This is a genomic window from Streptomyces sp. NBC_00080 (assembly GCF_045041255.1).
GTDB classification, from domain to species: Bacteria; Actinomycetota; Actinomycetes; order Streptomycetales; family Streptomycetaceae; genus Streptomyces; species Streptomyces coriariae.
This window is the reverse complement of record NZ_CP108235.1, coordinates 7,810,774-7,824,810: the sequence shown is the minus strand read 5'-3', so window position 1 is coordinate 7,824,810 and position 14,037 is coordinate 7,810,774. Positions and strand designations below refer to the sequence as shown.

Here is a 14,037-nt window from a genome sequence, read left to right as displayed (position 1 = left end):
CCTCGGATCCGCTCAGATGCGGGGTGGCCGGGCCTCGTACGGGGTGGACAGCACGACCGTCGTGCGCGTCGACACGCCGGCGAGCGCCCGGAGCCGCCCGAGCAGCTCCTCCAGCTCGTGCGGGGTGGCCACGCGCACCTTGAGGATGTAGTTCTCGTCACCGGCCACGCTGTGGCAGGCCTCGATCTCCGGTACGCCGGCCAGCCGCTCGGCGATGTCGTCGGGGGCGCTGGGGTCGAACGGTTTCACCGAGATGAAGGCGGTCAGGGGCAGCCCGATGGCCTCGGAGTCGACGACGGCCGCGTATCCGCGGATGACGCCGCGCTGTTCCAGCCGGCGCACTCTTTGGTGCACGGCCGAGGTGGACAGGCCCGTGGCCTTGCCCAGATCGGTGTAACTCATCCGCCCGTCCTTGACGAGCAGCTGCACGATTTGTCGGTCCAGCTCCTCCATGACGCAAGAACTTACCGTGCGTGTGATCTCCGCGTATACCTATGCAGTCCAGGTCATAGCCGGTTTGTGATGTGGCCGGGAGTCGACGGCGGCCGGGTGCGCCTCGTTCGGGGGCTCGACCGACGCACGAGGCACCTGCAAGCGGCATGTGACGAATGCCACAGCACTCCTCAACTCTTCGTGATGTCCTCGTGATTACCGCCGAGACGGGGCGGGAAGTGCTTGCTGTGGTCGAGGCCGCAGTGCCTTCACGGCCCAGCCCGAGGGGGAGAATCCCATGCAGAGTCTTAAGCGCCCTGGTCGCACCGCGCCCAAGCGGCTCCGGTCCGTCGTCGAGCCCGAGCCGGAGGGCGTCGAACCCGACGCGGACTACTCCGACGGCTTCGACGTCGACGACGCCGATCACTTCGACGCGTACGACACCTTCGAGATGTACCGGGTGATCTGCCCGGACTGTGCGCAGCCCATCGCGCTGCTGGCGGACGAGGAGGTCCTGCCGGAGCACGCGCTGTGCGCCTCGCCGTGGAACCCCTTCGGGCTGACGGTCTGCGCCGGGACGGGACGGGGGGCCTCCGAGGCCCGGCCCGCGGACGAGTCCGTGGAGCCCCAGGAGCAGGACACCGCACTCCTGTTGACGCTTCCTCAGGGGCTGGACTGGCGCACCCAGCCCTTCTCGCACGTCGGCGGCCCGGGCTCGCGCCCGATGCGCGTTCCGACGGTGCGCCGCCTGGCCGCCTGAGCGCCGCTTGGGCGCTCGCCCCATCGGCTCGACTCCCGTAGCCGCCCTGCACCATGGCCGGCAGGTCGCCGTGGTGCAGGATCAGTGCGTCCGGGCGACCGGGAGGCCGGCGCGGGCGAAGCGCTCCTGCCGGTGGTCGGCGGGCGTGCGGCGGGCGGGCGGCAATCGTTTTGCTCCGTAAGGCATTTGACGGAGCGTCGGGTTCGACCGGGCCGACCGGTCCACGCTCAGCGCCGGAACCGGGGGCACTCCCCGAACTCACGCTCGACATTGCCTGCCGGTGACCTGTCCGGTGGCTTCGCGTTGCCCTGGTATGACCCCCACCCAGTCAGTCGCGCCCGGGCGTCACCGCCAGCTCTTCGTCCCCGCACGTCCGGAACCTGTCCGGGCAGAATCGGTTCCGCTGGCCCCGCCGCCCCCGCAGGACCCGCCCATCTACCGCGACCTCCTGCGCGCCTGGGCCGATCGGGGCCGCACCCTGCCGGGACGCCACGACCCGGAGTGGGTACGGCTGGCGGCCCCGCAGGTGCGGCCGGGGCAGTTCAGCGGGTTTCCGGACCCAGTAGGTGACGGGCGATGACCATCCGCTGGATCTGGTTCGTGCCCTCGACGATCTGCAGGACCTTGGCCTCGCGCAGGTAGCGCTCCACGGGGAAATCGGCGGTGTAGCCGTACCCGCCGAGGACCTGGACGGCGTCGATGGTGACCTGCATGGCCGCGTCGGTGCAGTGGAGTTTGGCCATGGCCGCCTGCCGGCCGAACGGCCGTCCGGCGTCCCTCTGCCGCGCGGCCGCGAGGTACAGCGCGCGGCCCGCCTCGATCCGGGTGGCCATGTCGGCGAGCAGGAAGCGCAGGCCCTGGAAGTCGGCGATCGGGTGCCCGAACTGCCGCCGCCGCCGCGCCCAGCCGACGGCCTCGTCGAGGGCGGCCTGGGCGAGGCCGACCGCGCAGGCCGCGATGCCGAGCCGCCCCGAGTCCAGCGCGGCCAGGGCGATCGCGAAGCCCTGGCCCTCGTCGCCGATCCGCCGGGCGTCGGGGATCCGTACCCCGTCGAGGTGCACCTGGGCGGTGGGTGACCCCTTCAGCCCCATCTTGCGCTCCGGGGCCGCGACGTTCAGTCCCGCGGCGTCACCGGGCACCAGGAAGGCGGTGATCCCCGACGCGCCCGCGCCGCCGGTCCTGGCCAGGACGGTGTAGAAGTCGGCGAGCCCGGCGTGGGTGATCCAGGCCTTGGTGCCGGTGATCACCCAGTCCCCGCCGCCCTCCCGCACGGCCCTGGTCCGCAGCGAGGCCGCGTCCGACCCGGAGGAGGGCTCGGAGAGGCAGTACGCGCCGAGCTGCCCGCCGCCGAGCATGGCGGGCAGGTGCGCGGCCCGCTGCGCGGCCGTGCCGTGGGCGGCGAGCGCGTAGGAGGCCAGCGTGTGGACGCTGACGCCCAACCCCACGGTGAGGCGGACCGCGGCGAGCTCCTCGACGACCTGGAGGTACACCTCGTAGGGCTGGTCGCCGCCGCCGTGCGCGGAGTCGTACGGCAGACCGAGCAGCCCCGATGCGGACAGCAGGGTGAACAGCTCGCGCGGGAAGCGCCCGGCGTCCTCCTCCTCGGCAGCGGCCGGGGCGATCTCGCGCCGGGCGATGTCGCGCACCAGCGCCATGAGTTCCCGGGCTTCGGCCGTGGGCAGGGAGCGGTCCACCGGGGACGGCGCGCGGTCGGGCATGGCGGCTTCCTCCTCCCGGACTGACCAGCGGCTTCGCGCTGTGAGTATGCCCGCGGGACACCGCCGCCGCACGGGGGGACCGCCGGAGGGGCGGCGGCACGGACCGTCGGCCGATTGGTCCGAACCATTGACCGAAGTGGTCTAGTCCTCCTACCGTTCCACTCCAACGCTTCCCCGCGTTCATGCCAATCGGCGTGCGATCCCCTCTCCGTCCCTGCGAGGAGACACCCGATGCACACCCCGCTCCGCCCCCGCGCCCGGTTCCGGACGCTGCTGTCCGCCGTCTGCTGCGCCGCGCCCGGCGCCGCCCTGCTGGCCGGCGCGGGCACCGCCACCGCCGGCGAACCCGGCCCCGCCGAGGCCCGCGCGAACGGCTCCAAGGTCGTGGGCTACTTCACCGACTGGGGCATCTACGACCGCCAGTACTACGTCAAGAACATCGAGACGTCCGGCTCCGCGGACCGCCTCACCCACATCAACTACGCCTTCGGCAACGTCACCGACGGCAAGTGCGCCCTGGGCGACTCCTGGGCGGACACCGACCGGCCGTTCACCGCCGAGGAGTCCGTGGACGGCGTCGCCGACACGGCGGACCAGCCGCTCGGCGGCAACTTCAACCAGCTGCGCAAGCTCAAGAAGCTGCACCCGAAGCTCAAGGTCATCTGGTCGTTCGGCGGTTGGAGCTGGTCGGGCGGGTTCGGCGAGGCGGCCAAGGACCCGGCGGCTTTCGCCAGGTCCTGCTACGACCTGGTCGAGAACTCACGGTGGGCGGACGTCTTCGACGGCATCGACATCGACTGGGAGTACCCGAACGCCTGTGGCCTCACCTGCGACACCAGCGGCCGCGAGGCCTTCCGGGACGTCGTGAAGGCGCTGCGGGCCGAGTTCGGCGAGCGCGAGCTGATCACGGCGGCGATCACGGCGGACGCGACCGACGGCGGCAAGATCGACGCGGCGGACTACGGGGGCGCGGCTCGGTACGTCGACTGGTACAACCCGATGACGTACGACTACTTCGGCGCATGGGCGGCCACCGGCCCCACGGCACCGCACTCGCCGCTGACCTCGTACCCGGGCATCCCGCAGCAGGGCTACGACACCGCCGCGACGATCGCCAAGCTCAAGCGCCTGGGCATCCCGTCACGGAAGCTGCTGCTAGGCATCGGCTTCTACGGGCGCGGCTGGACCGGCGTCAGCCAGGCGAAGCCGGGCGGCACGGCCACCGGTCCCGCGGCGGGGACGTACGAGGCCGGCAACGAGGACTACAAGGTCCTCAAGGCCAAGTGCCCGGCGACCGGCACGGTCGGCGGCACCGCCTATGCCAAGTGCGGGAACGAGTGGTGGAGTTACGACACCCCCGCGACCATCGGGACGAAGATGAAGTACAAGTCCCGGCAGGGGCTGGGCGGCACGTTCTTCTGGGAGCTGAGCGGGGACACGGCCGACGGCGAGCTGATCCACGCCATCAAATAGCCCGGCTCATGGGGCACTTGGGGCGGAGGACCACGAGCCTCCGCCCCCCGTGCGTCCGCCTCGCGCGCCTGCCTCGCGCCTTGAGCCTCGCGCCTGCGTCTCGTGCGTCAGTCCTCGCGGCGGGCCGGCTTCGGCGCGGCGAAGGCGGGGTCGAGCTCCTCGATGGCGCGCAGGGAGCCGCCCAGGGTCTTCACCAGCAGGTCGACCATGATCTGGCGGGAGAGTTCGGGGCGGGCGATCCACTCAAGGGTCGCGCCCTCGACGCTGCACAACCAGGCGAGCAGGCCCATGCGGGGCAGTGGCGGGATGTCGCTCCTGCCGTACGCGCCCTCGGCGATGGTCGCCACGATCGCCGCGCGCACCCCGTCCCGGATGGCGTGCACCTCGGCGTCGAAGCCGACGCCGCCGCTGACGATCGTGCGGTAGGCGGCCGTGTTGTGCTCGGCGTAGCGCAGATAGCTGTCGATGGTGCGGTGCACCCGGTCCACCTGGGGCAGTTCGAGGCCGCTCGCCGCGAAGGTGACCAGATCGGCGACGGAGTCCTGGATGATCGCCAGGTAGTAGCCGCGCTTGGACTGGAAGTAGTAGTAGATCAGCCCTTTGGCGACATGCGCCTGCCGGGCGATGTCGTCCATCGAGAGCGCGTCGTAGGACGTGTCGGCGAACAACTTCCGCCCGATGGAGATGAGTTCGGCGCGACGCGCCAGTGAGCGCTCGGTGCCGCGTGCCCGGGGACGGGCAACTTCGCGCTGTTCACTGATATTCAATTTCGACCCTGGTCTCGGGCGGTCGGCGGGACATCCGCAGTATGTCAGGTCAACCGTGCGTCACGTCACGCCCGTCACAGCAGTCCGAGCTGGGTGACCAGCATCGCGACGACCGCGACGAGGACCCAGCCCATGACGTGCTCGACGACCTTCGGGCCGTCGGTCTCGGGGCCGCCGGTGCGGGTGCGGGTGGCGGTGGCTGTCTGTGCGGTCATGGTGTCTCGCTGAGGTCGGACGGACAGGTGCTTCCCCCCACCGGCTCCCCCACCGATCCGTCCACCTTGCCACCCGCCGGGGCTTTTGCGGCGGAGACCTTGCTCACACGGGAACCCCCACCGCCGTGAGGGCCATGCACTGGCGGGCCGTGGGGCGCGCCGGGAAGTACAGGTAGCAGACACCGCCGGTGCCGGACGCGACCTTGCCGCTCGCGTTGTACCGCTTGGTCCTGAGCCAGATGTTCTCGAACTCCCGCCGCCGGTACACGCGCCGCACCGCCGTGTCGTCCGCGGAGAACGGGTCGTTGGCGATCACATCGCCCTCGGCCGTGAAGCCGATCACGGTCATCAGGTGCCCCGAGGTGCCGTATCCCGCGCCCGTGAGCTCCTCCTTGAGGAAGGACTGGGACGTTATGGCCGGGATCCCCGCCGCGATCAGCGTCTCCAGGTCGGCGAGCGAGCCGAGCCGGGTGACCACGCCCTGGAGATCCTTGAAGGTGGCCGCGTAGGCGGCGTTGAACGGCCAGTTGCCGCAGCCGGCGTACTGGTGGTCGTACGTGTGCCGGGCCGCGTGGCACACCTGCGGGTCGGCGTAGGACGGGTCGACCCACGCCAGCTGCTCGGCGGTGAGCCGACCGCCCCAGTACTCGACGATCATCTGCGAGGAGGTGGGGCTGCACCAGGCCTCACCGCCGCTGTCGTACTCGGGGTACTGGCCCAGGTGGATCTCCTGCGAGTAGCGCGGGACGGCCAGCTCCTGCGCGAGACCGGGCACGGAGGCCGGGACGGTGAACCGGTCCGGGACGTCGGAGCCCATCGCGCCCAGCCGCCACACGGTCGGGGTGAGCTTGGTGCCGGGGCGGCGGTACAGCGTGAGGCGAAGGCGACAGGAGGCGAGACGCAGGCCGGTCGAGGCGTCGTCGATCGCGAAGGTGTCGGTCCAGACGGTGCTGCGGCCGTCGGTCTGGTCGTCGACCGAGGTGCGCTTGATGTCCTGGTCGCCGGAGGCCCAGCGGCCCATCACGTACCAGGGGGTGTCCGTGCCGTCGGAGTACGTGCCCTTCAGCTCGACCTGGAGCCAGGTGCCGGCCGGGGTGCTCGCGTTCCAGGAGGCGATCACCTCCGTCGAGGGCACGGCGAGCTTCTGGACCGGGGACGTCCAGGTCGCGTACTCCCAGGTGGCCGTGGTCTTGGTGTGCGGGTCGGTGTAGTCGACGGTGCCGAGCGGGGCGCCTACGGCCACGCCCGGGCGGAGGCCCGCCACGGCACGGGTGCCCCTGGCCGTACCGGCGCGCCAGTCGGCGTACGTGGTCCAGGAGCGGTAGTCGACGGTTCGGGCCGGGGCGGACTCGGCGGTCGCGGTGTCCGCCGAGTCGGCGGTGGTGGCGGCCGTGGCGGCCGGGGCCGAGCCCCCTGCCACCGCGGCGGCGACCGCGGCGGCGAGGACCGTTCTGCGGGACGGCTGTTCGGCTCTGCTCATGTGCGGAAGACCCCCAGGGTGTCTGCGCGACTGTGCGCCAACTATGGACGGAGCGGGCCCCGCCTTCCAGCACTTCCGCCCGTGCCACGCCACCAATATTGGTCTGGGCCACTGGCGGCGCGGGCGGCGCGGGCGGCGCGGGCGGCCGACCGTAGACTTCGGCACCGTACGACGCCCCCACCCCGCTCTTCGCCCCGGGAACCGCCATCCATCAGCTCTCCCTCCGTCAGCTCGCCTCCCGTCTGCGCCGTCTGCCGCCGTCCTGTGGGCCGGTCCGGCTGATCGGTGTCGACGGACACGCCGGCTCGGGGAAGTCCACCCTGGCCGGAAGGCTCGCCGAGGCGCTGGGGGGCGCGCCGGTCCTGCGTCTCGACGACCTCGCCAGCCACGACGAGCTGTTCGCCTGGACCGGGCGGCTGCTGAGCCAGGTCGTCGAGCCGTTCGGCCGCGGCGAGACCGCGCACTACGCCCCGTACGACTGGCGCGCCCGCCGCTTCGGCCCGCCGCGGCCGCTCCCGGCGGCCCCCGTCGTCCTGGTAGAGGGGGTCGGCGCCGGCCGCCGCGCCCTGCGCCCGTTCCTGGCGTGTCTGCTGTGGATGGACATGCCCCCCGAGGAGGCCTGGGCGCGCGGACGGTCCCGGGACGGGGAGGAGCAACGGGAGTTCTGGGACGAGTGGGTCACGGCCGAGATCCGTCACTTCGCCGACGATCCTTCGCGCCCCCATGCCGCCCTGCTGGTACGGCAGTTGACGCAGGGGTACGAGGTACTGCCGGGGCCGACGGGAGACCTTGGACCACACCAGAATGTCACCCACCGTGACGGACCACCCGCAATGTGGTGAACGTGTGAAGGGTCCTGCGTGCGAACTTCGCCAACTGCTTCAACGCTGCTTGACCGACGGCCCGTACAGGACTTACGTTCTGAATGTGCGGCTATCACAGCCGCCCTCGGACGCGAAGCCCCCGGTTGTTCCCCCGTGATCGGGGGCTTCGTTCTGTCCTCGTCCCGCCCGACGCCCCGTTTCCGGACGCGCCACGGCACGATTCGCTCACCCAGGGTCACCGTGCGCGATGCGCCCCGTCCGCTCCCACCTCGCCGAACGGCCTGTGCGCACCCTACGGCGAGCGGCTCCCACGCAGGTACGATGCCCTCGGTGCGACCTGGGCGACTGCCTCGCGCACCTTGCAACTCCGGTCCGCGGCACAGCGGTTCGACCAAGGCAGCCGAAGGGCGACGCCCGGCGGCACACCGACGGGGGCACGGTTTGTGGGGGACGTGATGGACTTCGGCACGCAGGGCCCCGACGCCCCGGCCGACCTCGCCTGGCTGCGAGGCGTGGACGCCTACACGATGGGCGCCTATCCGCAGGCGGAGGAGGAGTTCCGCACCGCGGTGCGGATCGATCCCGGGATGGCCGACGGCTGGCTCGGGCTGCACGCGCTGCGCGTCGACACGACGACCGCGCTGCTCAGGATGTTCCGGCACCGCGAGCGCTTCGGCGAGCAGCGGACCCGGCACCGCCGCACCCTCAACTCCTGGTACTGGCTGGGCTGGTGGGTGCAACCGGTGCTGGAGAGTCCACGCGATCTGCTGCTGGCGCACGCCTCGCACTGGCTGGACGGCCGCCATGTGCCCGAACTGGACCGGGCGCTCGCCGGGCTGCCACCCGTCGACACCGATCACCAGGTCCGCTTCCTGCACGCCTGCCGCGCCTATCTGGTCAAGGACTGGGAACAGCTGGTCCGGCACACCGACCCGCTGCTCGACGACCCCCTGCTGGGCATCGAGGCCGGTCTGTTCGGCGGGATGGCCCGGGTCCGCCTGGAGATGTACGGACAGGCCGAGCCCCTGCTGTCGTCGGCCCTGATGCGCTGCCGCAGCGAGCAGCCGCAGCGCAAGGAGCTGCGGTACTGGCTGGCCCGGGCCCATGAGGGAACGGGCCGCTCGGCGGCGGCCCTCCCCCTGTACCGGGCGGTGCACCGCGTCGACGCCGCCTTCATGGACACCTCCGCCCGGCTCGCCGCGATCGCCGAGGGCGACGGATACGACGATCCCGCCGACTTCGCGGCGATCACGCTCACCGGGATCGGGCAGGACATGGTGGACGGCCCCGACGGCTTCGACCCGCTGTTCGGCACCGAGGGCCGGGATCTGCGGCTGACCGAGCCCTCCGACCTGCCGCCCGTCGGCCCGCTGCCGTCGGTGACGGACCCGGCGGTGCGGGAGAAGAGCGTCGTCGCCTCGTCGCTGCCGCCCGGGCCCACCGATCCCGTATTACTCGAGGAGGCGCTCGCCGAACTGGAGGGCATGGTCGGCCTGGAGCCGGTGAAACGCCAGGTCAAGGCCCTGTCCGCGCAACTCAACATGGCGCGGCTGCGGACCGGCCAGGGCCTTCCGGTCCAGCCGCCGAAGCGCCACTTCGTCTTCTCCGGTCCTTCCGGCACCGGCAAGACCACGGTGGCCCGCATCCTCGGCCGGGTCTTCTACGCCCTCGGCCTGCTGGGCGGCGACCATCTCGTGGAGGCCCAGCGGGCCGACCTGGTCGGCGAGTACCTCGGCCAGACGGCCGTGAAGGCCAACGAGCTGATCGACTCCGCGCTCGGTGGCGTGCTCTTCGTCGACGAGGCGTACTCGCTCTCGAACTCCGGTTACGGCAAGGGCGACGCGTACGGCGACGAGGCGCTCCAGGTGCTGCTGAAGCGGGCCGAGGACAACCGGGACCACCTGGTGGTGATCCTGGCCGGCTATCCGGAGGGCATGGACCGTCTGCTGGCCGCGAACCCCGGGCTGTCCTCCCGCTTCACGACCCGTGTCGACTTCCCGTCCTACCGGCCCCTCGAACTCACCTCCATCGGTGAGGTGCTGGCCGCGGAGAACGGCGACGCGTGGGACGAGGAGGCCCTGGACGAACTGCGCTCCATCGCCGGGCACGTCGTGGACCAGGGGTGGATCGACGAACTGGGCAACGGGCGGTTCCTGCGCACCCTGTACGAGAAGAGCTGCGCCTACCGGGATCTTCGGCTGTCGACCTATCCGGGCGGGCTGACCCGGGACGACCTCGCGACCCTGCGCCTGCCTGATCTGATGCAGGCGTACGGAGAGGTGCTGTCGGGGAGGGGGCCGCAGGATCCGGCGGTGTGACGGATCCCGCGGCGCCGCTCAGCTCGCCAGCGCCTCCTCCGGGGACGGGGGTCCGCCCTGCTCCAGCGGAGCCGACACCTTGGGGGAACTCCCCCTCGGCTCCGTCAGCCGGATCCCGGAGACCTCCCGGTGCGCGGGGTCGGTGACCTCGCCCACCAGCAGCTCCAGTACGTCCTCCAGGGCGACCAGGCCGAGCACCCTGCCGGACGCGTCGGCCACCTGCGCCAGGTGGGTCGCCGCCCGGCGCATCACCGTCAGCGCGTCGTCCAGCGGCAGCTCGGAGCGGAGCGTCGTCATCGGTCGCCACACCTGCTGCGGCACCGCCCGCTCGGATTCCTCCAGGTCGAGGACGTCCTTCACGTGCAGATAGCCCATGAAGGCGCCGTTCTCCGCGGCCACCGGGAAGCGGGAGTAGCCGGTACGGGCGGTCAGGCCCACGATCTCCCCGGGGGTGACCGACGGGCTGACCGTCACCAGGGACTCGCGCTTGAGCAGCACGTCCGTCACCGGGCGGGAGCCCAGCTCCAGCGCGTCCTCCAGCCGTTCCTGCTCCTCGGGGTCGAGGAGGCCGGCCTGTCCGGAGTCCTCCAGCAGGCGGTTCAGCTGCTCGCTGGTGACGACGGCCTCGACCTCGTCCTTGGGTTCGACGTGGAAGAGCCGCAGGATGCCGCGGGCGCAGGCGCCGAGAGCCACCGTGATCGGCCGGCAGACCCGGGCGAAGGCCACCAGGCCGGGGCTGAGCCACAGCGCGGCCTTCTCGGGGGCCGCCATGGCGAGGTTCTTCGGGACCATCTCGCCGATGACGAGGTGGAAGAAGACCACGGCCGCGAGGGCCACCACATAGCCCAGCGGGTGGATCATGCCGTGCGGGAGACGGACCGCCTCGAGGACCGGCTCCAGCAGGTGCGCGACCGTCGGTTCGGCGACCGCGCCGAGGGTGAGGGAGCAGACGGTGATGCCGAACTGGGCCGCCGCCATCATCTGGGGCAGGCGTTCCAGACCGTAGAGGACCTGACGGGCCCGTGCGGTGCCCAGTGGCTCGATCTGGCTGCGGCGGACGGAGACGAGAGCGAACTCGGCGCCGACGAAGAATCCGTTGGCGAGCACGAGCAGCGCGGCGAAGAGGAGCTGGAAGGCACTCATCGGGCGACCTCCACGACCTGGCCGGTCCGCACCAGGCGGACCCGCTCGGCACGGTAGTGGCCGACGCGGCGCACGGAGACCCGCCAGCCGGGCAGTTCGGCCCGGTCGCCGACGGCCGGGATCCGGCCGAGCAGATCGGCGACCAGCCCGGCGACCGTCTCGTACGGCCCCTCGGGGACCGTCAGGCCTATGCGCTGGAGGGTGTCGACACGGCAGCTGCCGTCCACGTCCCAGGCGGGCCTGCCCTCCTCGGGCGGGGCGGCGGCGAGTTCGGGCGTGTCCTGGCCGTCGTGCTCGTCACGGACCTCGCCGACGATCTCCTCGACGATGTCCTCGAGCGTGACCACGCCGGCCGTGCCGCCGTACTCGTCGACGACGACGGCGATGGGCTGCTCGCTGCGCAGCCGGGCCAGCAGGGGCTGGACGGGCAGGGTCTCCGGGACCAGCAGCGCGGGGCGGGCGATACGGCCGAGCGGGGTACGCAGCCGGTCGTGGACGGGGATCGCCAGGGCGTCCTTGAGGTGGACCATCCCGACGATCTCGTCGATCTTCTCGCGGTAGACGGGGAACCGGGACAGGCCGGTGGCACGGGTCAGGTTGACCACGTCCTCGGCGGTGGCCGAGGACTGCAGGGCGCTCACCTTCACCCGTGGGGTCATGACGTGCTGAGCGGTCAACTCGGCCAGCGACAGGGTCCGGACGAAGAGGTCGGCCGTGTCCTGTTCGAGCGCCCCGGCCTGGGCCGAGTGACGGGCCAGCGAGACGAGTTCGCCGGGGGTCCGCGCGGAGGCCAGCTCCGCGGTGGGCTCGATGCCCAGGGCGCGCACCAGCCGGTTGGCGACGGTGTTGAGCGCCGCGATCACCGGCCGGAAGAGGCGGGAGAAGCCGGCCTGCGGGCCCGCGACGAAGCGCGCGACCTGGAGGGGCTTGGACACCGCCCAGTTCTTGGGCACGAGCTCGCCGATCACCATCTGCACGGCGGAGGCCAGCAGCATGCCGACGACCACGGCGACACCGGAGACGGCACCCTCGGGGATGCCGATCGCGGTGAACGGGCCGTGCAGCAGCTCGGCCAGCGCCGGTTCGGCGAGCATGCCGACGACCAGGGAGGTGATGGTGATGCCGAGCTGGGTGCCGGAGAGCTGGAAGGACAGTTCCTTCAGCGACTCGACGACCGTGCGGGCTCGTCTGTCGCCCTCGGCGGCGGCCTTCTCGGCGTCCGGCCGCTCGACCGTGATGAGGCCGAACTCGGCGGCGACGAAGAAGCCGTTGGCGAGGATGAGCAGGAACGCGGCTGCCAGGAGCAGCAACGGGGTGGTCATGATGCCGCCGCCTCCGAAAGAGGTCGGACAGGGGCGGCGCAGGTACTACAGGACGAACCGTCCATCGCCGGAGGGAGTCACTCCTCGGGTAGCAGGAACCCCTGTGCACCCGGCTGGGAGCCACAGGGGCGGAGGCGTCAGGGGAACGCCTCCGTCACCAGATTAATCAAGACACGGGCTTCAGCGTCAGGGTGGACGGCCCCGAGTCAGCCCTGATCTTGCTCTGTGGACTTCTCGGGGTCCCGGACGGACCGGGCTTCGGCGAGGGTCCGCAGGGTGCGCGCGTCGGCGATGGCCTGCTGCTTGTCGATGCCCGGCTGGATTCCGAGGGCGGGCAGGCTGGTGCCGTCGCTGAGGTTGAGGAACACCCAGGGGTCGCCCGGACGGAGGTTCACCTGGACGATCTCGGCCCAGTCCAGGCGCCGCCTGCTGGCGATGTTCACGACGGTGACACCGGATTCGTCGGCGACGACCCGCACCCGGGCGAGCTGGGCCAGCACCCAGAAGATGAGGGCGCCGGTGAGAATGAAGCTGAGCCGCTCCCCCGGGCCGAGCTGCTCCAGCAGCATCGCCACGGCGGAGATGACGAGGAGGATCACCACTCCGGCCGTGAGCAGCACCACACGGGTGCGCCCTGGCCGGAAGGTGACGGGGAGGGTCGGCAGGTTGGACATGTTCCCGGCTGAGGTCAGAGTCGGCAGGCGTGGATGGCCGTGGTCAGGATGGCGCGGGCGCCGATGTCGTAGAGGTCGTCCATGATCCGCTGGGCCTCCTTGGCCGGGACCATGGCGCGGACGGCGACCCAGCCCTCGTTGTGCAGCGGGGAGACGGTCGGCGACTCCAGACCCGGGGTCAGCGCGACGGCCTTCTCGAGCTGCTCGACCCGGCAGTCGTAGTCCATCATCACGTACGTCCGGGCGACCAGGACGCCCTGGAGACGGCGCAGGAACTGCTGCACCTTGGGCTCCTCGACGTCGGCGCCGGTGCGCCGGATCACGATGGCCTCGGACTTCATGATGGGCTCGCCGAAGACCTCGAGGCCCGCGTTGCGCAGTGAGGTGCCGGTCTCGACGACGTCGGCGATGACCTCGGCGACACCCAGTTCGATCGCGGTCTCGACGGCGCCGTCGAGGTGGACGACGGAGGCGTCGACGCCCTGCTCGGCCAGGTGCTTGGCGACGATGCCCTCGTAGGAGGTGGCGACCGTCCGGCCCTGCAGGTCCTCGATGCCGGCGGCAGTGCCCGGCTTGCCGGCGAAGCGGAAGGTGGAGCGGGCGAAGCCGAGCGGGAGGATCTCCTCGGCGTTGGCGCCCGAGTCGATCAGCAGGTCGCGGCCGGTGATGCCGATGTCGAGGCGCCCGGAGGAGACGTAGATCGCGATGTCCCGGGGGCGGAGGTAGAAGAACTCGACGTCGTTGACCGGGTCGACGATCCGCAGCTCCTTGGACTCGCGGCGCTGCTGGTAGCCGGCCTCATGCAGCATCTCCCCCGCGGGGCCTGACAGGGAACCCTTGTTGGGGACGGCGATGCGCAGCATGAGGTCGGCTTCCTTCGCGTGGAACGTGACGATCGGGGCGGATATGTG

Annotated in this window: 13 protein-coding genes; 4 read left to right on the top strand and 9 right to left on the bottom strand. The window is 71.5% G+C overall.

Annotated features, from left to right (window positions below):
* Positions 1–12: 12 nt before the first annotated feature.
* On the bottom strand, positions 13–453 hold the full coding sequence (locus OHU34_RS34955; protein ID WP_020128917.1) for an Lrp/AsnC family transcriptional regulator: 441 nt from the start codon (positions 451–453) through the stop codon (positions 13–15).
* A 277-nt stretch (positions 454–730) separates the two neighbouring features.
* Here OHU34_RS34955 and OHU34_RS34950 point away from each other — a divergent pair, with 277 nt between their 5' ends.
* Positions 731–1,192 carry a hypothetical protein gene (locus OHU34_RS34950; protein ID WP_142269319.1) on the top strand — a complete coding sequence of 154 codons (462 nt, stop codon included), beginning with the start codon at positions 731–733 and terminating at the stop codon, positions 1,190–1,192.
* Between the two features lie 542 nt (positions 1,193–1,734).
* Here OHU34_RS34950 and OHU34_RS34945 read toward each other — a convergent pair.
* Positions 1,735–2,910, bottom strand: coding sequence for an acyl-CoA dehydrogenase family protein (locus OHU34_RS34945; RefSeq protein ID WP_405770067.1), 1,176 nt, complete (start codon positions 2,908–2,910; stop codon positions 1,735–1,737).
* Positions 2,911–3,141: 231 nt separating this feature from the next.
* On the opposite strand from OHU34_RS34945, the gene OHU34_RS34940 reads away from it, so the two are divergent.
* Complete coding sequence (locus OHU34_RS34940; RefSeq protein ID WP_405770064.1) at positions 3,142–4,383, top strand: glycoside hydrolase family 18 protein; 1,242 nt, start codon at positions 3,142–3,144, stop codon at positions 4,381–4,383.
* Positions 4,384–4,490: 107 nt separating this feature from the next.
* On the opposite strand, the gene OHU34_RS34935 is transcribed toward OHU34_RS34940, so the two are convergent.
* The 3 genes from OHU34_RS34935 to OHU34_RS34925 form a co-directional block, all read right to left on the bottom strand.
* Positions 4,491–5,150 carry a TetR/AcrR family transcriptional regulator gene (locus OHU34_RS34935; RefSeq protein ID WP_142269323.1) on the bottom strand — a complete coding sequence of 220 codons (660 nt, stop codon included), beginning with the start codon at positions 5,148–5,150 and terminating at the stop codon, positions 4,491–4,493.
* A gap of 74 nt (positions 5,151–5,224) precedes the next feature.
* Positions 5,225–5,365 carry an SCO1431 family membrane protein gene (locus OHU34_RS34930; RefSeq protein WP_142269324.1) on the bottom strand — a complete coding sequence of 47 codons (141 nt, stop codon included), beginning with the start codon at positions 5,363–5,365 and terminating at the stop codon, positions 5,225–5,227.
* Positions 5,366–5,468: 103 nt separating this feature from the next.
* Entirely contained in the window at positions 5,469–6,845 is a 1,377-nt protein-coding gene (locus tag OHU34_RS34925; protein ID WP_142269325.1) for a peptidase C39 family protein, read from the bottom strand.
* A gap of 206 nt (positions 6,846–7,051) precedes the next feature.
* Here OHU34_RS34925 and OHU34_RS34920 point away from each other — a divergent pair, with 206 nt between their 5' ends.
* Together OHU34_RS34920 and OHU34_RS34915 are read left to right on the top strand one after the other, a co-directional pair.
* Positions 7,052–7,687 carry a uridine kinase gene (locus OHU34_RS34920; RefSeq protein WP_142269326.1) on the top strand — a complete coding sequence of 212 codons (636 nt, stop codon included), beginning with the start codon at positions 7,052–7,054 and terminating at the stop codon, positions 7,685–7,687.
* Between the two features lie 437 nt (positions 7,688–8,124).
* A complete protein-coding gene (locus OHU34_RS34915) occupies positions 8,125–9,987 on the top strand; it encodes an AAA family ATPase (protein WP_142269327.1) in 1,863 nt (620 codons plus the stop codon).
* Between the two features lie 18 nt (positions 9,988–10,005).
* Here OHU34_RS34915 and OHU34_RS34910 read toward each other — a convergent pair whose 3' ends face one another.
* The 4 genes from OHU34_RS34910 to hisG all read right to left on the bottom strand — a co-directional run bounded on the left by OHU34_RS34910 (position 10,006) and on the right by hisG (position 13,989).
* Positions 10,006–11,130, bottom strand: a complete 1,125-nt coding sequence (locus OHU34_RS34910) for a hemolysin family protein (RefSeq protein WP_020128908.1) — start codon at positions 11,128–11,130, stop codon at positions 10,006–10,008.
* Positions 11,127–12,452 (bottom strand): hemolysin family protein, encoded by a 1,326-nt coding sequence (locus OHU34_RS34905; RefSeq protein WP_142269328.1) that lies wholly within the window; start codon positions 12,450–12,452, stop codon positions 11,127–11,129. Before OHU34_RS34905 ends, OHU34_RS34910 begins: the two co-directional genes overlap by 4 nt.
* A 206-nt stretch (positions 12,453–12,658) precedes the next feature.
* Positions 12,659–13,126: a PH domain-containing protein gene (locus tag OHU34_RS34900; protein ID WP_142269329.1), complete on the bottom strand. Its 468-nt coding sequence runs from the start codon at positions 13,124–13,126 to the stop codon at positions 12,659–12,661.
* A 14-nt stretch (positions 13,127–13,140) separates the two neighbouring features.
* Positions 13,141–13,989 carry an ATP phosphoribosyltransferase gene (gene hisG, locus OHU34_RS34895; protein ID WP_020128905.1) on the bottom strand — a complete coding sequence of 283 codons (849 nt, stop codon included), beginning with the start codon at positions 13,987–13,989 and terminating at the stop codon, positions 13,141–13,143.
* Positions 13,990–14,037 lie beyond the last annotated feature (48 nt).

Bases quoted from the DNA above. Each gene is read 5' to 3' on its own strand.
- OHU34_RS34955 (WP_020128917.1), bottom strand. From the start codon at position 453: ATGGAGGAGCTGGACCGACAAATCGTGCAGCTGCTCGTCAAGGACGGG.
- OHU34_RS34950 (WP_142269319.1), top strand. From the start codon at position 731: ATGCAGAGTCTTAAGCGCCCTGGTCGCACCGCGCCCAAGCGGCTCCGG.
- OHU34_RS34945 (WP_405770067.1), bottom strand. From the start codon at position 2,910: ATGCCCGACCGCGCGCCGTCCCCGGTGGACCGCTCCCTGCCCACGGCC.
- OHU34_RS34940 (WP_405770064.1), top strand. From the start codon at position 3,142: ATGCACACCCCGCTCCGCCCCCGCGCCCGGTTCCGGACGCTGCTGTCC.
- OHU34_RS34930 (WP_142269324.1), bottom strand. From the start codon at position 5,365: ATGACCGCACAGACAGCCACCGCCACCCGCACCCGCACCGGCGGCCCC.
- OHU34_RS34925 (WP_142269325.1), bottom strand. From the start codon at position 6,845: ATGAGCAGAGCCGAACAGCCGTCCCGCAGAACGGTCCTCGCCGCCGCG.
- OHU34_RS34915 (WP_142269327.1), top strand. From the start codon at position 8,125: ATGGACTTCGGCACGCAGGGCCCCGACGCCCCGGCCGACCTCGCCTGG.
- OHU34_RS34910 (WP_020128908.1), bottom strand. From the start codon at position 11,130: ATGAGTGCCTTCCAGCTCCTCTTCGCCGCGCTGCTCGTGCTCGCCAAC.
- OHU34_RS34905 (WP_142269328.1), bottom strand. From the start codon at position 12,452: ATGACCACCCCGTTGCTGCTCCTGGCAGCCGCGTTCCTGCTCATCCTC.
- OHU34_RS34900 (WP_142269329.1), bottom strand. From the start codon at position 13,126: ATGTCCAACCTGCCGACCCTCCCCGTCACCTTCCGGCCAGGGCGCACC.
- hisG (WP_020128905.1), bottom strand. From the start codon at position 13,989: ATGCTGCGCATCGCCGTCCCCAACAAGGGTTCCCTGTCAGGCCCCGCG.